Source organism: Sagittula sp. P11, from assembly GCF_002814095.1.
In the GTDB taxonomy this organism is placed as follows: Bacteria; Pseudomonadota; Alphaproteobacteria; order Rhodobacterales; family Rhodobacteraceae; genus Sagittula.
The window spans coordinates 1,965,868-1,986,248 of the sequence record NZ_CP021913.1 but is presented as its reverse complement, the minus strand read 5'-3'; the positions used below and the strand labels follow the sequence as shown (position 1 = coordinate 1,986,248).

Below are 20,381 nucleotides of genomic sequence, written 5' to 3'. Positions count from 1 at the left end.
AGGCGGCGCTACTCGCCCTTGTTCCCGGCCTTCACGCTGATGAACCATGTCAGCGCGGCGATCACCGCGGCGATGCCGATGCCCAGCCCCATGAGGTCGCGCGCCCCGTCCCAGGCCACTGCCTGCCCGAGGAAGACCACCGCAAGCACCACGATCACCACCGACAGGAGCTTGTTCTTCAGGTCGTCCAGCGTGCGGATCTTCAGCCATTCCGGCAGGCGCACGTCTGTGTTGATGAACAGCGAATAGAGCCCGACGGAGATGATGTAGAACACCGTCCCCATCAGGAAGAGGTCGATGATCTCGATGAATTCCAGCGCCATCTCCTTGGCGCCCTTGCGTGTGACCTCGGCCTTCTCGATCAGCGAGAAAACCAGCTTGCCGCCCTCCAGGAAGCCGTAGACCATCAGGCAGACGGCGGCGATAAGAGCGCCCACGACAGCGATCACCACGAGATACCGGGCATTTCCGAGCACTGGCTTCATGAACTCGCTCCTCGGCGATGTAGGGTGGAGTTTCACTCCACCCCCTTTCCGTGTCAGATCCGCTCGATGGCGAGGGCGATGCCCTGTCCGCCGCCGATGCACATGGTGATCAGCGCCTTCGACCCGCCGATGCGTTCAAGCTCATAAAGCGCCTTCACCGTGATGATCGCGCCCGTCGCGCCGACCGGGTGGCCAAGGGCGATGGCGCCGCCGTTGGGGTTCACCTTCGCCGGGTCGAGACCGAGGGCCTTGTTCACCGCCAGCGCTTGCGCCGCGAAGGCCTCGTTCGACTCGATCACGTCGAAGTCGTCCGCGGTCAGTCCGGTGCGCTTCAGCAGCGCCTCGACCGCCGGGACGGGGCCGATGCCCATGACCTCCGGACGGACACCGGCGTGGGCGTAGCCCAGCACGCGGGCCCGAGGCTTGAGGCCGGCCTTCTCTGCGGCGCCGGCGCGGGCCACGACCAGCGCCGCGGCGCCGTCGTTGATGCCGGAGGCATTGCCCGCCGTCACCGTGCCGTCCTTCTTGAAGGCGGGGCGCAGGCCGGCCAGCGCCTCGAGGCTGGTGGCCTTGGGGTGTTCGTCGGTCCTGAAGCTGACGGTGTCGCGCTTCACCTTCACCTCGACCGGCACGATCTGGCTGTCGAAATACCCGGCCTCGATGGCGGCGGCGGCGCGCTTCTGGCTCTCAAAGGCGAAGGCGTCCTGCTCCTCGCGGCTGACGGAGTGCTCGGCCGATACGTTTTCCGCCGTCACGCCCATGTGCCCGGTGCCGAAGGGGCAGTTCAGCGCGCCCAGCATCATGTCCAGCGTGCGGATGTCGCCCATCTTGGCGCCCCAGCGCTGGTCCGGCACGATGTAGGGCGAGCGCGACATTGCCTCTGCCCCGCCGACGAGGGCGAAGTCCGCATCGCCGAGCGCCAGCGCCTGCACGCCCGACACGATGGCCTGTGCGCCCGATCCGCACAGCCGGTTGACGTTCATCGCCGGAACGGTGTCGGGGATGCCCGCCTGCATCGCGGCGACGCGGCTGAGGTACATGTCGCGCGGTTCGGTGTTGATGACGTGCCCGAACACCACGGTGCCGATCTGGCCGCCCTCGACGCCGGAGCGTTCCAGCGCTGCCTTCGCCGCGGCGGTGGCGGTGTCGATCGGTGCCACGCCCGACAGGCTGCCGCCGAAGGTGCCGATGGCGGTGCGGGCACCGCCGAGGATTACGATGTCGTCCATGAAAATCTCCCCTCTTCTTGTGCGACTATGCGCAGGCAAGGGGAGGATGTCAGCCGCGACGTTTCGTCCTTTCGGTTTTCCTCAGTGCCGCCGGTGAGACAACGGGGGCGCGGGGCGGCTGGACGGTTTGCGTCTGACCAGACGGGCCAGTTCCTGCCAGATCGAGAGCTTCCGCGAGGAGCACAGCCCGCGCGGCGCCACGTTCGGCCCGCCACCCGACGCATGGGGATTGCCCGGTGCCTTGCGCGCGGTGTGTCTGCTGTGACCGGGTTCTTCGTACTGTGACATGCACCAGAGATGGTGCGCGCTCTTCTAAAGTCCCGTTAATCCACGCCCGCCACGGCGGGTTTTTCGGTGTCCGGGCCGTCCTTCAGCAGGCGGACCTCGCGCTGCGGGAAGGGGATGGAGATGCCGTTCTCCTGAAAGGCGTCCCAGAGCGCGAGGAAGACGTTGCCGCGGATGTTCGTCAGGCCGCCCGTGGGGTCGGTGATCCAGAAGCGCAGGATGTAGTCGACGGACGAATCGCCGAAACCCACCACGTGGCAGACCGGCGGCTTGAAGGTCAGCACGCGTTCCACGCCCTTGGCGGCCTCGATGGCGATCTTGCGGACCTTGTGCGGGTCGTCGTGGTAGGAGGTGCCGAAGTAGATATCCAGCCGGACGAAGTCGTTCGAATGCGACCAGTTCACCACCTGTCCGGTGATCAGGTCCTCGTTCGGGATCAGGTATTCCTTGCCGTCGCGGGTGACGACGCTGACATAGCGCGCGCCGAGCGACTCGATCCAGCCGAAGGTCTCGCCAAGGCTGATGACGTCGCCCGGCTTGATCGACTTGTCGAGCAGGATGATGATGCCGGAAACGAGGTTCGAGACCACCTTTTGCAGGCCGAAACCGAGACCCACGCCGATGGCACCGGACAGCACGGCAAGCCCGGTCAGGTCGACGCCAACGGATTTCAGCGCGATGAAGAAGGCGGAGCCGAAGAGCACCACCTGAAGCACCTTCACCGCCAGCACCTGCATTGAGGGGCTGATGTCCTTGTTGCGCTGGATCGAGGCGGCGGAGGCGCCCACCATCAGCCGTGCCATCGCCAGCATGCACGCCATGACGACGATGGCCTTCAGGATCAGCCAGACGGACAGCCGGGTCTCTCCGATGGTCAGCGCGACGGATTCCAGCGTCCCCTGCGTCTCGTCCGTCCAGCCGAGGATCGACAGCGTGGCCCATGTCCATGCGCCGTACCGCACCACTACGCCAAGCGCGGGGTTGGCGATCATCCGGGTGGCGAAGGCGATGAAGAGCCACGCGGTCGACAGGTTCGCCACCACCCGCAGAAGGACGGTGCGGGAGTTCCACGTGAGCTCCTTCATCACGAGGTAGACGACCCAGATCATTGCCACGAAGAGGATCATCCGCATCCGGCGCTGGACGATCAGGCCGATGCGCAGGCGCCACTTCGGCCAGTTGTCGCGTGCCCGGAGCCATTCGGCGTAACGCGGCTGGAGCGCGGCGCGCATTGCCCATGCCAAGAGGAACAAACCGATCACGATGCCGATCTGGTAGAGCGTCCAGGGGCGCATCGCCTCCCGCCAGAGGATCGCGCCCTCGGACGACAGGAACTCCCAGATCCCTCGGATGGCCTCGGGGTCGATGGGCAGCGTCTCTTGTGGGTCCATGCGGGCTTTTCGTCCTCTGCGTCCGCTCGTGGGAGAACAGTCTATTGCAACCGGCCCAGCAAGCAAGCCTGAGGGTGATCCGCGCGACATGCGCTTACCCTTGATAGACTCGGCCGCAGGCTGTATCTCCCGCCCATGGCAAGACTGCTCAACCTCGGAGACCGCGCCCGTCTGCGCGAACGTTTCTTCGGCGCGACCCACACGGTGCTCGCCCGTCTATCCGTGTGATTTCGCGCGTGGCCCCGTCCACGCGCCTGCCATCCTGTTACACCCATGCAAAATCACGGGAGAGGACCGATGTCCCCCAAGACACTCTATGACAAGATCTGGGATGCCCATGTCGTCAGCGAAGACGCGGACGGCACCTGCCTCCTTTATATCGACCGCCACCTCGTGCACGAGGTGACGTCGCCTCAGGCATTCGAAGGTCTCCGCATGGCGGGCCGCAAGGTGCGCGCGCCGGAAAAGACCATCGCCGTGCCGGACCACAACGTGCCGACCACGCCGGGCCGTGAAGACCCGAAGAACATGACCGAGGATTCGGCCATCCAGGTCGCCGCGCTGGACAAGAACGCCAAGGACTTCGGCGTGCACTACTACCCGGTGAGCGACGTGCGCCAGGGCATCGTGCACATCGTCGGGCCGGAGAACGGCTGGACGCTGCCGGGCATGACGGTCGTGTGCGGTGACTCCCATACCGCGACACACGGCGCCTTCGGCGCGCTGGCGCATGGCATCGGCACCTCCGAGGTGGAGCACGTGCTGGCCACGCAGACGCTGATCCAGAAGAAGTCGAAGAACATGAAGGTCGAGATCACCGGCAAGCTGCGCCCCGGTGTGACCGCGAAGGACATCACCCTCTCTGTCATCGGCGCCACCGGCACCGCGGGCGGCACCGGCTATGTCATCGAGTACTGCGGCGAGGCGATCCGCGACCTGTCGATGGAAGGCCGCATGACGGTCTGCAACATGGCCATCGAGGGCGGTGCCCGCGCCGGCCTGATCGCGCCGGACGAAAAGACCTTCGAATACGTGAAGGGCCGTGCCCATGCGCCGAAGGGTGCGCAGTACGAGGCCGCGCTGAACTGGTGGAAGACGCTCTACTCGGACGACGATGCCCATTGGGACAAGGTCGTGACGATCAAGGGCGAAGAGATCGAGCCGGTCGTGACCTGGGGCACCTCGCCCGAGGACGTGCTGCCGATTTCCGCCTTCGTGCCCGCGCCGGAGGACTTCAAGGGCGGCAAGGTCGAGGCGGCGAAACGTGCGCTGGCCTACATGGGCCTGACACCGGGCCAGAAGCTGACCGACATCGAGATCGACACCGTCTTTATCGGCTCCTGCACCAACGGCCGGATCGAGGATCTGCGCGCCGCAGCGCAGATCGTCGAAGGCAAGAAGATCAAGGTCGGCCGCGCGATGGTGGTTCCGGGCTCCGGTCTTGTCCGGGCGCAGGCCGAGGAAGAGGGTCTCGACAAGATCTTCACCGATGCCGGGTTCGAATGGCGCCTTGCGGGCTGTTCCATGTGCCTCGCGATGAACCCCGACCAGCTGTCCGAGGGTGAGCGCTGCGCCTCGACCTCGAACCGCAACTTCGAGGGCCGTCAGGGCTACAAGGGCCGCACGCACCTCGTCTCGCCCGCCATGGCCGCCGCCGCCGCACTGACCGGTCGCCTGACCGACGTGCGGGAGCTGATGTAAGATGGTCCGGGCCACGCTCGACGGGCCGTCGGCCGGGGGTGCTGCCGATCGCAGCGCCTCCAGCCGCGACCCGCGTGCAGTCGGCCTGGCCGCTCTCGGCTTTCTGCCGCTGCTGGCGTGCTTCTTCGCGACGATCCTCTGGCTCGTCCTTGCACAGCCCGACATGCCCTTCGCCCTGATCGGCTTTGTCGCGGCCTTCGCCAGCATCGGTGCGGCCATCGCGTGGGTGGGCCTTGTGCTGACCCGCGCGCGCCGCAGGTCCAACCCGACACATGGCGGCGCAGTCCGCCCCTCCATCAAGGATTAACCCGAATGGAAAAGTTCGAAAAACTCACCGGGATCGCGGCGCCCATGCCGCTGGTCAACATCGACACCGACATGATCATCCCGAAGGTCTTCCTGAAGACCATCAAGCGGTCCGGCCTTGGCGTGAACCTCTTTGACGAGATGCGCTATGACCGGCAGGGCAACGAGGTCCCCGATTTCGTGCTGAACCAGCCGCAGTACCGCGAGGCGGAGATCCTCGTCGCGGGCGACAACTTCGGCTGCGGCTCCTCGCGCGAGCACGCGCCCTGGGCGCTGAAGGACTTCGGCATCAAGTCGATCATTTCGACCTCCTTCGCCGACATCTTCTACAACAACTGCTTCAAGAACGGCATCCTGCCGATCGTCCTGCCGCAGGAGGCCGTCGACATCCTGATGAAGGACGCCGAGAAGGGCTCCAACGCGCGGATGATCGTTGACCTGGAGAACCAGACCGTGTCGTCCTCCGAGGGCGAAACCTTCTCGTTCGAGGTCGACCCCTTCAAGAAGCACTGCCTGCTCGAAGGTCTCGACGACATCGGGCTGTCGCTTGAAAAGGCCCCGGCCATCGACAGCTACGAAGCGAAAATGGCGCAGGAACGTCCCTGGGTCTGACCGCCTTTCCGGGGGCCCGCCCCGCCGGCGGGCCCTTTTGACGTAGCGCGCAACCGCGCCTGCCTTTCCCGCGTTTTGATCCCAGAAGATCAAAGTTCCGGAGCCGCCCATGTCTTCCCGCACATTCCTTTCCCTGTCCGGCCTCGTTCTGATCGTCGGCGGGATCCTGTCGCTGCTGCTGCCTTTCGCCGCGTCGCTGGCCGTCACGCTGATCGTCGGCTGGGCCTTTGCCATCGCGGGCGTCGTGCATGTGGCCGCGGCCTTCGGCGAGGGTGGAAACCGGCTGTGGAACGGGCTCTTCGGGTTGCTGGAAATCGTTCTGGGCCTGAGCTTCATCTTCAACCCGCTGTCGGGGATGATCTCCCTCACGCTGCTGCTGGGCGTCCTGTTCTTCGCCTCCGGTGTGATGCAGCTTGCCCTCGCTTGGGTGCGGCGTGATGCGGACAGCATCTGGATGCTGGCGCTGTCTGGGGCGATTTCGGTCGCGCTGGCGGTGATGATCGCCTTCAACCTCGTCGAAGCCTCGACCACCGTGCCGGGTGTGTTGCTGGGGATCGAGCTGATTTCGACCGGGGTGGCTTTCCTGATGCTGCGCCCGCGGCGAGACCGGATCGTGGCGGATCAGTCCGGAGATTCGCGCTGAAGGGCGCAGTTGTAGGCGTGTAACTGACTGAAAAGCCGAAGCGCTCAACCTTGGCGTATTGATTTACGTTAACGATAAATTTGCGGATGTGTCGGTGCGCCCTCGCGACCGACCGCAAGATGTTGTGCGCCCTTCAACATCGCCTCCGCAATGCCCGAAATTTGATGCAATCCGGCACCAGTGGATCCGCGAAACTGCCTGAAACTGCTTCAAAGTTTTCCACAGGTCTTGAGGCCTCGGGGGAAAAGGGGCAAAACTTGGGCAACAATGAGGCAGACCGCCATAATCGGCGGAATCGGGATGGAACGAGGGCGCGGCCATGGATCGCACCCGTCCGGAACGAAAGGGCAGATCTTTGATTTCACGTCTGGCGGCGGCCGCGGCGCGCGCGATTCTCGTGGCATTGCTCATTGCCCTGCCGGCGATGATGCTGCCGCAGGTTCGGCCCGATACCACGCAGATCGTTGCCTTGCTGGCCCTTGTCGCGGCCATGCTGACGTTTGTCGAATACGTCTCCGACTACCCCTCTCTGATCGAGTTCCGGGATGCGCCGCCGTTCAACCGCATCCGGTTCTTCGCGCTTTTCATGTCGGTCGTTCTGATGACCCTGATCGCACGCGGGGCAGAAGCGCCCACGCCGCTGACCGGCCCGCTGCGCGGCATGGGGCACAGCATTGGCGCCGCCATGGATTTCCCCTTCTCGCCCGTACGCCTGATGGTGCTGGCTGCGCCCGCAGAAGCCTCCGAGACGGCGCGCGACCTGATCCGCAGCCTTGCCGGGCTGGCCTACCTGATCTCCATCAGCACGCTGGTGGTCTTTGTCGCGCTGGTGCGGCTGCTGGACTGGCCGCTGCGCAAGGGCGCGTTCAACTTCTTCGTCAACCTGCCGCTGTTCGATCCGACCACCGGCGGCGACGTTTTGCTGCGCCTGAAGCGGGACAGCCATTTTAACGTGGCCTTAGGGTTTTTGCTGCCATTCCTGTTCCCGGCGCTGCTCAAGGTGGCCTCGATCTGGGGCCTTGCGCCGAACATCCTGGATTCCCAGGCCCTAATCTGGACGATGGTGGCATGGTCCCTTCTCCCGGCAAGCCTGATCATGCGTGGGGTCGCCCTGATGCGGATCGCGGACCTGATCGAGGAAAAGCGCCGCCGCGCCTACGCACAGGCCGAACTGCAACCGGTCTGACCCCGCGCCCGTCGCGCGGCCTGAACAGGCGCGCGCGGATCGTCCCCTTCCTTTCGGCCCTCCTGCTGTTCCTGTCCTTCGCCGTCGCCGCCCGCGCGGAGGGCCTGCGCGTCGCAACATGGCACGGCGATTTCAGCCGGAAGGGGCCGGGGCTGCTGTTTCAGGATATTGTGGCGGGGCAGGTGCCCCTCGGCCCGATCCTCGACGCCTCCCCCGATGTGCTGCTGCTGACCGACATGGACTACGACGGCGGACTGACCGCGCTGTCCGCCCTGCGCGATGCGTTGCGGGAGGCGGGGCTGGACCTGCCGCATGTGCTGGCCGCGCGGCCCAACACCGGGCGGCCGACCGGGCTGGACCTGGACGGCGACGGGCGGCTGGGCGGGCCCCGCGATGCGCAGGGGTTCGGGTATTTCAACGGCCAGGGCGGCATGGCCGTGCTGGCGCGCTATCCCCTGACGCTGGAGCGGGACCTGTCGGAACTGCTGTGGAAGGACGCGCCGGAGAGTCTGATCGCCGCTGACGACCCGGGCCATGATGTCCAGAGATTGTCGACCGCGGCGCACTGGCAGGTGACTGTCGACACGCCGCATGGGCCCCTGGCGCTGCTGACGCTGGCCGCGACGCCGCCGGTGTTCGACGGGCCGGAGGACCGCAATGGCCGGAGGAACTTTGACGAGGCGGTGCTGTGGTTGCACGTCCTCAATGGCCGGATGGATGAGGTGCCGCAGATGCCGGTGATCCTGCTCGGCAACCTCAACGTCGATCCGGAGCGGGGTGACGGCCTGCGCGAGGCGGCGCGTCGGGTTCTGGGTCACGACCGCCTTCAGGACCCGATCCCGGGGTCGGATACGGTGCGCTGGGACAGTACGGGGCCGATGCGGGTGTCCTACGTGCTGCCCGACGCGCGGTTCGCCGTCATCGGCGCCGGTGTCACTGGGCCTGCGGCTGACGCGGGCCCGCATGGGTTGGTCTGGGTCGATCTGGCGTGGCCCCGATGATCGGTGCAAGCGCGCGGGCGATGGCGTCGTCTAGCGGCGTTTCCTGGAAGTCCGGCAAAACGGCGTCGAAGCTGTCGCGGGTCAGCCGGTGGGGCTTCGACCAGAGGTAGCGCATTTCCAGCAAGGGTGCGGCCATGGGCCAGAACGGCCGCGCGAGCCAGAGCGGCAGCCAGGACATGCGGCGGAGCTTTACCGGACGGTTCAGCGCGCGGGCGCAGGCCCGGGCCAGGTCCTGGCCGGTCAGCGTGTAACCGGGGAAGTTGATGTCGGACACGCGGGGCATTTCCCTGCGATGGTCCGCCAGTTGCACCGCGGCTCGGGCCATGTCCGGCAGGAAGGCCCAGGCGTGATCCGCATCCGGGTCGCCGGGCCAGGTCAGGACACCCCGCCGCAGCGAGGGGGCGATCTGTTTGTCGAACCAGTTGCCGGACGCCTCCGTGTCGAGGAAATCGCCCGCGCGCAGGATGATGACCTGAACGCCTGAGGCGCGCAGGCTTTCCTCCATCGCGATCCGCACCCGGCCAAGCGGATTGGTGGCGGCGTGGGGCACGCCCGGGCCGAACTCCGCCTGGGCGTCGACGCCGAAGACATAGACATTGCCCGGCACGAGGATCGTCGCGCCGGAAGCCTTCGCCGCCGCGATCACCCGTGCGGTCAGGCCGGGGATCTGCGCCGCCCAGTCCGTGTAGGCCGGGTTCCAGCCGTGAACGATCACGTCCATGCCCTCTGCCGCCTGCATCAGGTCGTCCTGTGTCCGGTCGAACAGGTGGACCCGCCAGCCGGCATTCCAGAACGCCTCTGCCGCGTTGCGCCCGAAACGCCCGGTGGCGCCAAGGATAAGGACCCGTCCCGTCATGATCTCGCTCCTGCATCTGGATGGCCGTCATGATGAGCTATTCAACGCGATGCCGGAATTGCCGGTTTTCGCAGAACGTGTATTCATTAGTGAATGGATACCTTCGCCAAGCTCGACTGGTCGCTGGTGCAGACCTTCCTCGCCGTAGGCGAGAGCGGATCGCTGTCGGAGGCGGCGCGGCGGCTCAACATCTCGCAGCCGACGGCGGGCCGGCAGGTGAAGCAGATGGAAGAGGCGCTGGACGTCACGCTGTTCCACCGGCAGGCGCGCGGGCTGAGCCTGACGGAGGCGGGGACGGCGCTGATGCCGCACGCGCGGACCATGGCGGAGTCGCTTAACGCGCTGAGCCTTGCCGCCGCGGGACGGTCGGAGAAGCTGTCCGGTCCGGTCAGGATCACCGCCAGCGTCTTTACCTCGCAGGTGCATCTGCCGCCGATCATCGCCCGGCTGCGCCAGGAAGAGCCGGAGATCAGCATCGACCTCGTGCCCACCGACCGGTCAGAGAACCTGCTGTACCGCGAGGCCGACATCGCCGTGCGCATGTACCAGACCGAACAGCTCGACATCGTGACGAAGTACATCGGCGAGATCGAACTGGGCCTCTATGCGTCGAAGGATTACATCGCTCGGCGCGGACGGCTGACCGACATCTCGCGGTTCTTCGAACATGACGTGGTGGGCTATGATCGGTCGGACCTGATCCTGAAGGGCATGCGCGACTTCGGGCTGGAGGTGCAGCGGGACTGGTTCGCCACCCGCACCGATCACCAGACTGTCTACTGGGAACTGGTGCGCGCGGGCTGCGGAATCGGCTTTGCCCAGTGCCTGTTCGCCGACGCCGACCCGAAGGTGGAACGCCTTCTTCCCGATATCCCGATGCCGACCTTGCCGGTCTGGCTGGCGGCGCATGAGGCGATGCGCAACACGCCCCGGATCAGGCGGGTCTGGGACGCGCTGGCCGAGGGGCTCAGGCCCTGCGTTTCTTGACGTTTCGTCGCCCAGCCGATAGGCGACAACGCAATCACGAACAAAGGACAGCCTTCCATGAGCAATCCCTCGCTTCTCATCCTGCCCGGTGACGGGATCGGCCCCGAAGTCATGGCCGAAGTGCGCAAGGTCATCGACTGGTACGGTGCCAAGCGCGACCTTGCTTTCGACGTCTCCGAAGACCTCGTGGGCGGTGCGGCCTACGACGCGCACGGAACGCCGCTGACCGATGAGACGATGGCCAAGGCGCAGGAAGCCGACGCTGTCCTGCTGGGTGCCGTGGGCGGGCCGAAGTACGACGTGCTGGACTTCTCGGTGAAGCCGGAGCGCGGCCTTCTGCGCCTGCGCAAGGAAATGGACCTTTATGCCAACCTGCGCCCGGCGCAGTGCTTTGACGCGCTGGCGGATTTCTCGTCCCTGAAGACCGACGTGGTTGCGGGCCTCGACATCATGATCGTGCGCGAGCTGACCTCCGGCGTCTACTTCGGCGAGCCGCGCGGCATCATCGAGGAAGGCAACGAGCGGGTGGGCATCAACACCCAGCGCTACACCGAGTCGGAGATCGACCGCGTGGCGCGCTCCGCGTTCGAGCTGGCGATGCGCCGCAACAAGAAGCTGTGCTCGATGGAGAAGGCAAACGTTATGGAATCCGGCGTCCTGTGGCGCGAGGTCGTGACCGAGGTGGGCAAGGATTACCCGGAAGTCGAGTTGTCGCACATGTACGCCGACGCGGGCGCGATGCAGCTGACCCGCTGGCCCAAGCAGTTCGACGTGATCGTCACCGACAACCTGTTCGGCGACCTTCTGTCCGACCTCGCCGCGATGCTGACCGGGTCGCTGGGCATGCTGCCCTCCGCCTCGCTGGGGGCGCCGATGGCGAACGGCCGTCCGAAGGCGCTGTACGAGCCGGTGCACGGCTCCGCGCCGGACATCGCCGGTCAGGGCAAGGCCAACCCGATCGCCTGCATCCTCAGCTTTGCCATGGCGCTGCGCTACTCGTTCGACCAGGGAGACGAGGCCACGCGTCTTGAGCAGGCGGTGGAGAAGGTGCTGGCCGACGGTCTGCGCACCGCCGACCTGCTGGGCGAAGAAGGCAAGGCGCCGGTGTCGACCACCGAGATGGGCGATGCCATCGTTGCGGCGCTCGACGCCAGCCTCTGACGAATCGTCTGGCCTGAAATGATCGGGGCGGTGCCACATGGCGCCGCCCTTTTCCGTTCCGCGCCCGGGTCGTGACCTAGACGGGCGGGCGCTGCATCGGGCTTGCGCGGCCTTATGCCCATGCGCCGCACGCGCAGTTTCGCCATGCCGTACCAGCCCTTGCAGGGCATGTGACAATGGCGCACCGGTGAAGTTGCGTGCAAAGCGCAGACTTTATGGATTTTGGCGGGCGGGGTGGTCTTGCATCCGCGCGAAGGCTGCGCTTAGCGTTGCTACAAACAAGAACACAGGCCTCCCGACATGTCACCCAACGCAAAAGGCGCGCTGCTCGCGCTGACCGCCTTCGGTATTTTCGCGACGCACGATGTGATCATCAAATATCTCGGGGCGAGCTACTCTCCGTTCCAGGTGATCTTCTTTTCGACGCTGATGTCGTTCCCGCTGGTCAGCTTCATGCTGATGCGCGACCCGCTGCCCGGTACGCTGCGCCCGGTTCACCCATGGTGGACCGCGATCCGGACCGCCGCGGCGATGATCAACGGGATGTGCGCGTTCTACGCCTTCTCTGTCCTGCCGCTTGCGCAGACCTATGCGATCCTCTTCGCCACACCGCTGCTGATCACGCTCCTGTCGATCCCGCTGCTGGGCGAACGCGTCGGCTGGCGCCGGGGACTTGCGGTCGGTGTCGGGCTTCTGGGCGTTCTCGTGGTGCTGCGGCCCGGGTCGACGCCGATGTCGCTCGGCCACCTCGCGGGGGTGGGATCGGCGATCTTCGGGGCGCTGGCCTCGATCATCGTGCGCAAGATCGGCAATGACGAACGCTCCGTCGTGCTGCTGCTTTACCCGATGGCGGCCAACTACATCGTCGTCGGGGCGCTGATGATCGCCGTCTACAAGCCCATGCCGATTCTCGATGTGGGCGCCGCGGCGCTGATCTCGGCCATGGGGTTCGTTGCGGGCCTCTTCCTGATCGCGGCCTACAAAAGCGGCGAGGCGACCATCGTCGCGCCCATGCAGTATTCGCAGATCCTTTGGGCGACGGCCTACGGCTACCTGCTGTTCGACGAGGGCGTCGACCGCTACACGGTCATCGGCGCCGGCATCATCATCGCGTCGGGCATCTACATCGTCCTGCGGGAAAGCGCGAAGAGCGGTTCCCAGACCCCGGTGCTGAGGACGAAGGCCCGCGGGTACGGGTCGTCGTTCCGCATATCTCCGTTCCTGCGCAGTTCGCGCAAACGGCCGGAACCGGCAATTCCGGGCGAGTGACGACGGTCGTGCAAAAGACCGCAAATGGTCTCTTGCCAAAGGCGCGCGGGCGATATATCCCGCGCTCCACGGTCGGAGCGTAGCTCAGCCTGGTAGAGCACTGTCTTCGGGAGGCAGGGGCCGGAGGTTCGAATCCTCTCGCTCCGACCAATACTTCAGGAAATACCGCGACGCGTAGGTCGCAGTGATTGCGTGCAGTTGGCACCGGCCCCGCTTTGACAGCGGCGCCGATGCCGAAGCGCGTTCATGTCCCCGATATATGCGGATTGAGATTGCCCCGACCGGGGCAGTTGCGCTCAGTCCGCAATGACGGCCATCACGGCGCTGCCGATTTCCTGCAGGGCGGCGTTGCGCGTGTCGAAATCCGCATCCGTGTCCGAGACGAAGATCGTGACGATCCATGGCGATGCGTCGTCCGGGATGACCACGGCGATGATGTTGCGCGTGTGGGTTCCGGCGCCGGACTTGTCGAAGATCTGCCAGCTTTCCGGTGCGTCCCTGCGCAGCAGGGCGCCGGTCACGCCGCCGTAGCTCATCCAGTCCGAAAGCTGATCGCGCGATTCCGCCGTCAGCACATCCCCGAGGAGGATCCGGCTCAGAGTCGCGCTCATGGCCGCCGGTGTCGTCGTGTCGCGCGGATCGCCGGGCGCAAAGGCGTTCAGCCCGGGCTCCAGCCGATCCAGGCGGCTGACCTCGTCGCCACTGTCCCGGAAGGCCTGCGTCACGGCCTCTGGTCCACCCAGACGACCGATCAGCAGGTTCGCGGCGGTGTTGTCGCTGATGTCGATTGTGGCCAGGCAAAGCTCGGCGAGGGTCATCGTCTGGCCGACCTTCTGTTCGCTGACCGGCGCATAGGAGACGATGTCCTCTGCCGTCACGGGCAGCGCTTCTGCTAGGGACAGCTCCCCGGCGTCGCGCCGGGCAAGCACGGCGCCGCACAGCGGGACCTTCACGGTGCTGTTCATCAGGAAGCGTTCGTCCTCGCGATGGGCCCACGTCAGACCTGATCCGGTGTCGACAAGCGACAGGCCGACGCGCGCGCCCAACCGTTCCTCGACCTGGGCAACGGTGTCCGACAGGGTTTCGAGAGGTGTCTGGGCAAGGGTGGCGGAGGCCAGAGACAGGCCGAGGGTAAGCCCTGCCGCGACGCGCGACAGGACGATGGCGGTGAACCGCATGATGGTGTCCTTTTCTGGGTAATGCGCCCCTAGGGCGCCGGGGCTGACATCAATTGATGTCATGGCACCGGTATATTTCGTCTTGCCGGTACCCCTCAAACGATAAATATTATGGCCTGCCATTAGCTGAGGTATTGCCGTGGATCGCCCTGACTTGCCGCTCAACGCTCTGCGCGTGTTCGAGGTCGCGATGCGGCAAGGCAGTTTCACCAAGGCCGCGATCGAGCTGCGCGTCACGCAGGCCGCGGTGAGTCACCAGATCGCGCGGCTCGAGGATCTGCTGGGTGCGACGCTGTTCCTGCGTACTTCGCAGGGGCTGGTGCCGACCGACGAGGGCTGCCTGCTGTTCCCGGTGCTCGAACACGGGTTCGATGCCATGGCACGCGTGCTCGACCGGCTGGGCAACCGGCGCGACATCGAGGTGCTGAAGGTGGGGGTGAACACGACCTTCGCGCTTGGCTGGCTGATGCCGCGGCTGGAGCAGTTCCGGCGCGCGTACCCCGAGATCGACCTGCGGATTTCGACCAACAACAACAGGGTGGAGATCCTGCGCGAAGGGCTCGACATGGCGATCCGCTTTGGCAACGGCGGCTGGACGGGTCACGATGCGATCCCGCTGATGGATGCGCCGCTGACGCCCCTATGCGCGCCGTCTCTGGTTTCACGCCTGCTACATCCGACCGACCTCGGACAGGTGACACTCTTGCGCAGTTACCGCAGCGCGGAGTGGCCCGGATGGTTCGAGGCGGCGGGCACGCCCTGTCCTCCGGTCACCGGGCCGGTTTTCGACAGCTCCGTGGCGCTGGCCGAGCTTGCCGCGTCGGGCGCCGGCGCCGCGCTGCTGCCGGTGACGATGTTCGAAAGCCACATCGCGCAGGGCCGCCTGGCGCAGCCGTTCGGGGTGACCGTTTCGGCAGGGCGCTATTTCCTGGCGTGGCCGTCCGACAGGCGCGTGTCACCTGCCATGCGCGTCTTTTCGAACTGGCTGTCGGGAAAGGGGGCGTCGTAGATGGCCGGACCGGGGTGCGAAGCGGAGCCACGGTCATGGGGAACGCCGCATGACCTGAAACATACACCTGTATCCGGCTGTCGATGCCCTTTGCAGGCGTGGAAACCGCAAAGGAAAAGCCGCCGGACGTTTTTGCGTCCGGCGGCTTTGTAGGATGCCGTGCCCGAGGTAATTAAGCCCGGCACCCGATTCCGGGGCTATCAGCTTGCGAGCATCTCGTCGACGATGCGACGGGCGTCGTCCTTCGACTTTCCGTACTTCTGCTGAAGCTGGCCTTCGAGTTGCTCGCGGTCGCCGCGTGCCTGCTCGAGTTCGTCGTCGGTGATCTCGCCGTACTTCTCGCGGATCATGCCCTTGATTTCAGTCCATTTGCCTTCGATACGATCGCGATCCATGTTCGCCTCCTGATCGTTGAAATTCTTCGGTGAAGACGCCAGAGTTAGTCGTTCTCGGCGACTTCGTCTTCCGGCGGGTTCACTTCCACCTTCGGAACGGTGACCGTGACTTCTTCTTCGGTCACGTCGACATCGCCGACTTCGGCGTCGAATTCGGGCATCTGACCACCTTCCACGGAAACTTCAGGCAGCTTTGCTTCCTGGGTCTGGTCGACGTCGATCATGTAGATGCCGAAGGCGATTGCGATGACAGCAACGACTGCGGCAAGAATTGCTCCGGTACGCATGATTTTTCTCCTTAGATATCAGAAAGATGCTTCTTTCTATGTTCTGAGGAGAGAACTCGGCTGCGACCTGAAAGGTTCCCGCAAAGTCGATGCGTCGGAGTTTTTTCGCCACGTCACGATCCGAAGGCCACGGGCAATGCGACACAGTCAGCGCATGTTGGGGATGCGTTGGGGTTCGCCTCGTGCGGGACCGATGGTATCCGCCTTGACCGCGCCGCGCTGGCCCATGGGCCGGTCGGGCCCGACGGTGGTGTCGTGGCGGGTCTGCGCCTCCAGCTCAGCGTCGACCGCGGCGCCCAGCAGGACGATATAGGCAGACAGCCAGAGCCAGGTCAGCAGCACGATGACACCGCCGAGCGCGCCGAAGGTCTCGTTGTAGGCACCGAACGAGGCGACGTAGCGGCTGAACCCGATGCTGCCGATCACCCAAAGCGCGCAGGCCAGAAGGGCGCCCGGTGTCAGCCAGCGCCAGCGTGCGTAGCGGCGCGACGGGCCGACGCGGAACACGAAGGCGATCCCGAAGGCACCCACGATGAACAGCACGGGCCAGCGCAGGTAGAGGATGACGTCCGTGACCCAGGTCCGGTCCGATATGAAGGCCGCGGCGGCGGGCAGGGCCGCGACGATGCCGATGGCGACCACCAGCCAGACGATCAGCCCGAGCGTGAGCGCGACGTTCAGGGCCCGCAGCTTGAAGAACCCGCGCCGTTCCTTTTCGCCATAGATGACGTTCAGCCCGATGATGAAGTTCTGCGTCGCCCGCGAGGCGGAAAAGAGCGCAAGGCCGATGGAAAAGAGGACCGCCCAACCCAGGCTGCTGCTGCTGGCGGTGACGACCTCGCGCAACTGGCCGAGCATTATTTCTTCGGCGGCCGAGGGCACGACATCCGCAAGGGCGTCGGAAGTATCGACCATGAAACTGGGGTCGGTGAACAGCCCGGCGAGGGCGACCGCCGCGGTGATGCCCGGGAAAAGCGAAAGGAGTGCGTAGAAGGCGATGCCCGCAGCCAGAAGGCCGAGGTTGTCGTCGTTCTGTACCCGCCAGACGCGGACGCCTACATCAAGAAGACCCCTGAGGGGAATCTGACTCGGTCGGCGTGCCGATCGGCCTCGGTTCATGTGGCTCTCCGCGCGTTGGATTTTCCTGCAACCCGTTTAAGGATAGGGCAAAAGAACCCGAACGCGAGTCGAACAGTCACACTATGTTCTCGGTGACACCCGGAAGCTGCCATTCGAGCTCTTTTTCGTTGTCCGCGTCGTATGGGACAAGGAAACCGGTGCGATGTTCGGGCATGCGGACAGCGTTGCGGGCAATCTCGGCCCGCCACCAGTCCTGCAGGGTCTCGGGGGCACGCGCCTCGTCGGGCAGGTCGCACCACCACCAGTGGTCGATCAGCTTGCGGCGCAGCATGGCGACACGATCCGGCAGCGTGGTTTCCACCGCGACCTCGGTGTCCCAGCGCATGGACCGGCCGTTGAGGTTGGCGGAGCCGACGATGCCGTAATCGTCATCGCGTACGAGAACCTTGTTGTGCACATGGATCAGCGGCGACCCGGCAAGCGTGTCGCGCTCTTCCCGGTCGGCCATGACCGGGCGGACGGGAACGGCGAAGGTGATGCGCTTGCCGAAGGCTTCGACCAGTTCCTTGACCGCCTGCCGTTGCAGGGCCATGCCAAACCGCGCATCGAGCCCGTCGTGATCGTCGAATGCAACCTCCTCCGGCAATCCGGGCAGGACAACGACAGAGGTCAGGTCCTTGTTCTGCACGGCAGCGGCGGCGAGCGCATCGGATATGACGCCCGAACGCAGGAACTGCGTTTCGAGATAGACGAGGTGCCGGGCGTTGCGGAAGGCGGCAAGATGCGCCTCCTCGATCTCCGACAGCACGGTGCGCGGCGACAGGAAGGGCATCTGGAACCGGCGGGGCGCCGACATGGTGCGTTTCAGCAGCGGCAGGTGAGAGGGCTCGGCCTTGCCGGCGCAGACGTCCTCGAACTCCATCAGGTGTTGCCGGGCCTCGGCGGCTTCGGGGCCGCGGAGCACCAGTTGCACGTCCGACCAGGTCTGCGAGGCATCCTGATCGTGTTCGAGTGAATCGTAGCGCCGCTCGTTCAGGTCGAGGCCCCCGACATAGAGCACCTCGCCGTCGATCACCGCCAGTTTCTGGTGGTGCGAAACGGTGTGCATCTCGGGCAGGCTGCCCTTGTCTAGGCCCACGGCCTGACGCCGGCGGCGTATGCCCCGGATCTGTTTCAGTGCCCGCAGGCGGTGGGGCAGAACGGCAGGCAGGAAGGCCAGCCAAGGGATCAGCCCCGGCTGGGCGGGATGCAGCGCGGCGCGAACGGTGACCCGTCCCATCGGCGCATCGGCGATCTCCTCCAGCGCCTTGCCCTGACGGACGGTGCGCCATGCCAGTTCGTGCAGGGGCGTTGCCATGTCCGCGTCGAAGTCGCTGATGACCAGCCGCAGCGACACGCCCCTGCGCACGGCGTGCGCGAGGAGGTCGAACCAGTCGTCGCCGATCTCGCGCGCCTCCGGGCTGCGCAGCTTGGTGCACATGTCGAAGATCCTGAAGCCCGCGACGATGTCCGTCTTGGCCGCAAGAACAGCGCGTTCGAAAACGGGCCACGCCTCGTCCGCCGTGACGAGGACGTTGAAGTCCGGCGTGGATTCAGGCTGCATCGCCGGCTCGTTTTTGCGGAGTGAAGTCGCGCCGGATGAAGGTGATGTGCATCCCGAAATGACCCGGTTTCTGGATCTTGTCGAGTTCGCCGTTCAGTTGGCGGATGAAGGCCGTCATCAGACGGTTGCCGAGACCGTCGTTCTGTTCCTCGGCGATGATGTCCGGATCGGTGTCTTCGGGGACGGAGTTTTCGATCTTCAGGCGGACCTTGCCGTCCGTTTCGGTGAGGGAGATCAGGATCTCCTTGTTCCCGTCAGTGCTGGTGCCGACGTATTTGTACGCGTTGGTCAGTGCCTCGGTCACCAGCATGGAGAGCGGCACCGCCTGGTCGGGGAACAGTGGGAAGTTCTCGATCTCGACGCGCAGGTCGATCTGGCCGTCCTGCGACAGGGACGAGACGTCCTCCACGACCGTGCGGATCAGGTCGCCGGAGTCGACGGTGGTCATGTCGGGGGTGGTGTAAAGCGTGCGGTGCAGCATCGCGAGCCCGCGCACACGCCGCTGCAGCCCGGCCAGCATGTGCCGTGCCTCGGCAGAGCGCGCGCTGCGCGACTGCATGTTCATGATCGAGGCGATGAGCTGAAGATTGTTCTTCACCCTGTGGTGCACCTCTTTCAACAGGACTTCCTTGTCCCGTAGATCGCGTTCCTGCCTCAGTTCGGCTTCCGAGATAATCAATGCCATGCGGTTAAACGCACGTTGGGCCTCTTCGAGTTCCTCCGGAGGGTTCGCCAATTCCAAATAACTGTCGCGCCGCTCGCCGAGCGCGAACTTGCGCATGGCCGAACGGAGCTGCCGGATGTGGCGGACGACCATGCGTTGCAGGCCGTAGAACGCAACGATGATGCCGGTCACCCACATCAGGGCAGGGAAGATGATTGCGGTCAGCGCACGCGGCCCGTTGCCGGTGGCCTCTGCCACCGAAACGGGCCAGCTTCCCACAAGGACGAGCGTGTCGTCGATCATCGGCGCCACGGCAAAGAACCGTTCTTCGCCGCTGCCGGAAGGGGCGCGGAACGCAAGGCCGACCCGGTCGTGAAGACCGCTCAGGGGGATGTCGCGAGGCAGGAACCCGGGCGCTGCATCTACACCGCTGGTCGAGGAAATGACGTCGCCGTCGAGGTTGATCGAGGCGAGTTTCAGTTCCTGGTTGGGCAGGGTGTTCTCCATCAGCGCGTTGGCGACGGAGTGCGGGATGGAGATGGTCAGCCAGCCGAGTTCAATCTCGCCTTCCATGACCGGATGCGAGGCAAGGACCACCGATTGCTTCGTGACGGCGCCCGAGCGGCGCATCCGCACGGCCGGACCGCTGAGACCTTCGAGCGTCGAGGTGCCGGAAAAATCGCGCACCTCGCCGCTGGAGCTGCAGTCCATGAGGCCCGACTTCTGAACGTAGGCGGCAAAGATATAGAGCGGCTGGGAGTCGATAAAGTCGGCGAGGATACGCTGGCATTCCCGGGAATCGACAAGCGGCACCGCAGAGGCAAGGCCCTGCGCTGCACCCAGCGCCTGCTGGATCAGTTCGCGTTCTCCGGTGGCTGCGGCCACGGTCTCGGACAGGAGAGCGGCGCGGGTCAGTGCCTGCGCTTCTTCCACCACGACATGCGTTTGATATACAGAGATGAGCCCCAGCGGCAGCATGGCCAGGGACATCAGAAACGCTATGCGCGCGCCGAGGCTCCTCGACCATGCCTTGAACATGCCCAAAAGCAGCTC

20 protein-coding genes and 1 tRNA gene are annotated in these 20,381 nt (G+C 65.3%); 11 read left to right on the top strand and 10 right to left on the bottom strand.

Translation table 11 applies throughout. The features are described from left to right. Positions 1–8: 8 nt before the first annotated feature. The 3 genes from CDO87_RS09750 to CDO87_RS09740 all read right to left on the bottom strand — a co-directional run bounded on the left by CDO87_RS09750 (position 9) and on the right by CDO87_RS09740 (position 3,390). A complete protein-coding gene (locus CDO87_RS09750) occupies positions 9–485 on the bottom strand; it encodes a YqhA family protein (RefSeq protein WP_100928595.1) in 477 nt (158 codons plus the stop codon). 53 nt (positions 486–538) lie between these two features. Continuing rightward, entirely contained in the window at positions 539–1,714 is a 1,176-nt protein-coding gene (locus tag CDO87_RS09745; RefSeq protein WP_100928594.1) for an acetyl-CoA C-acyltransferase family protein, read from the bottom strand. A gap of 323 nt (positions 1,715–2,037) precedes the next feature. Beyond that, complete coding sequence (locus CDO87_RS09740; protein WP_100928593.1) at positions 2,038–3,390, bottom strand: mechanosensitive ion channel family protein; 1,353 nt, start codon at positions 3,388–3,390, stop codon at positions 2,038–2,040. A gap of 297 nt (positions 3,391–3,687) precedes the next feature. On the opposite strand from CDO87_RS09740, the gene leuC reads away from it, so the two are divergent. The 6 genes from leuC to CDO87_RS09705 all read left to right on the top strand — a co-directional run bounded on the left by leuC (position 3,688) and on the right by CDO87_RS09705 (position 8,839). Beyond that, a complete protein-coding gene (gene leuC / locus CDO87_RS09730; protein WP_100928591.1) occupies positions 3,688–5,091 on the top strand; it encodes a 3-isopropylmalate dehydratase large subunit in 1,404 nt (467 codons plus the stop codon). A 1-nt stretch (position 5,092) separates the two neighbouring features. Next, positions 5,093–5,398: a hypothetical protein gene (locus CDO87_RS09725; protein WP_100928590.1), complete on the top strand. Its 306-nt coding sequence runs from the start codon at positions 5,093–5,095 to the stop codon at positions 5,396–5,398. A gap of 5 nt (positions 5,399–5,403) precedes the next feature. Beyond that, complete coding sequence (gene leuD, locus CDO87_RS09720; protein ID WP_100928589.1) at positions 5,404–6,009, top strand: 3-isopropylmalate dehydratase small subunit; 606 nt, start codon at positions 5,404–5,406, stop codon at positions 6,007–6,009. A 109-nt stretch (positions 6,010–6,118) separates the two neighbouring features. Beyond that, entirely contained in the window at positions 6,119–6,652 is a 534-nt protein-coding gene (locus tag CDO87_RS09715) for an HdeD family acid-resistance protein (RefSeq protein WP_100928588.1), read from the top strand. Positions 6,653–6,971: 319 nt separating this feature from the next. Then, positions 6,972–7,838 (top strand): hypothetical protein, encoded by an 867-nt coding sequence (locus CDO87_RS09710; RefSeq protein WP_254698400.1) that lies wholly within the window; start codon positions 6,972–6,974, stop codon positions 7,836–7,838. A 182-nt stretch (positions 7,839–8,020) separates the two neighbouring features. Further along, a complete protein-coding gene (locus tag CDO87_RS09705; protein WP_254698398.1) occupies positions 8,021–8,839 on the top strand; it encodes an endonuclease/exonuclease/phosphatase family protein in 819 nt (272 codons plus the stop codon). On the opposite strand, the gene CDO87_RS09700 is transcribed toward CDO87_RS09705, so the two are convergent. Further along, positions 8,772–9,695 (bottom strand): NAD-dependent epimerase/dehydratase family protein, encoded by a 924-nt coding sequence (locus CDO87_RS09700; protein WP_157814960.1) that lies wholly within the window; start codon positions 9,693–9,695, stop codon positions 8,772–8,774. The genes CDO87_RS09705 and CDO87_RS09700 overlap by 68 nt on opposite strands. A gap of 93 nt (positions 9,696–9,788) precedes the next feature. Between CDO87_RS09700 and CDO87_RS09695 the strand changes: the two genes are divergently transcribed. From CDO87_RS09695 to CDO87_RS09680, 4 genes are all read left to right on the top strand, one after another. After that, entirely contained in the window at positions 9,789–10,682 is an 894-nt protein-coding gene (locus CDO87_RS09695) for a LysR family transcriptional regulator (RefSeq protein ID WP_100928586.1), read from the top strand. A gap of 57 nt (positions 10,683–10,739) precedes the next feature. Beyond that, a complete protein-coding gene (gene leuB, locus CDO87_RS09690) occupies positions 10,740–11,843 on the top strand; it encodes a 3-isopropylmalate dehydrogenase (protein WP_100928585.1) in 1,104 nt (367 codons plus the stop codon). A gap of 300 nt (positions 11,844–12,143) precedes the next feature. Beyond that, a complete protein-coding gene (locus CDO87_RS09685) occupies positions 12,144–13,112 on the top strand; it encodes a DMT family transporter (protein ID WP_100928584.1) in 969 nt (322 codons plus the stop codon). Positions 13,113–13,185: 73 nt separating this feature from the next. Further along, positions 13,186–13,262, top strand: a tRNA-Pro gene (locus CDO87_RS09680). Positions 13,263–13,408: 146 nt separating this feature from the next. Here CDO87_RS09680 and bla read toward each other — a convergent pair. Continuing rightward, entirely contained in the window at positions 13,409–14,290 is an 882-nt protein-coding gene (bla, locus tag CDO87_RS09675) for a class A beta-lactamase (RefSeq protein ID WP_100928583.1), read from the bottom strand. Between the two features lie 139 nt (positions 14,291–14,429). Between bla and CDO87_RS09670 the strand changes: the two genes are divergently transcribed. After that, positions 14,430–15,299 (top strand): LysR family transcriptional regulator, encoded by an 870-nt coding sequence (locus CDO87_RS09670; RefSeq protein WP_100928582.1) that lies wholly within the window; start codon positions 14,430–14,432, stop codon positions 15,297–15,299. Between the two features lie 200 nt (positions 15,300–15,499). Here the strand turns inward: CDO87_RS09670 and CDO87_RS09665 are convergent, their stop codons facing one another. The 5 genes from CDO87_RS09665 to CDO87_RS09645 form a co-directional block, all read right to left on the bottom strand. Next, complete coding sequence (locus CDO87_RS09665) at positions 15,500–15,694, bottom strand: CsbD family protein (protein WP_100928581.1); 195 nt, start codon at positions 15,692–15,694, stop codon at positions 15,500–15,502. A 44-nt stretch (positions 15,695–15,738) separates the two neighbouring features. Then, positions 15,739–15,981, bottom strand: coding sequence for a hypothetical protein (locus tag CDO87_RS09660; RefSeq protein ID WP_100928580.1), 243 nt, complete (start codon positions 15,979–15,981; stop codon positions 15,739–15,741). Between the two features lie 147 nt (positions 15,982–16,128). Continuing rightward, the gene (locus tag CDO87_RS09655) at positions 16,129–17,100 is read right to left on the bottom strand and encodes a YihY/virulence factor BrkB family protein (protein WP_100928579.1); all 972 of its coding nucleotides are present in this window, start codon (positions 17,098–17,100) and stop codon (positions 16,129–16,131) included. 76 nt (positions 17,101–17,176) lie between these two features. After that, positions 17,177–18,664, bottom strand: coding sequence for a phospholipase D family protein (locus tag CDO87_RS09650; RefSeq protein ID WP_100928578.1), 1,488 nt, complete (start codon positions 18,662–18,664; stop codon positions 17,177–17,179). Beyond that, positions 18,654–20,366, bottom strand: coding sequence for a sensor histidine kinase (locus CDO87_RS09645; protein WP_157814959.1), 1,713 nt, complete (start codon positions 20,364–20,366; stop codon positions 18,654–18,656). Before CDO87_RS09645 ends, CDO87_RS09650 begins: the two co-directional genes overlap by 11 nt. Positions 20,367–20,381: the final 15 nt, after the last annotated feature.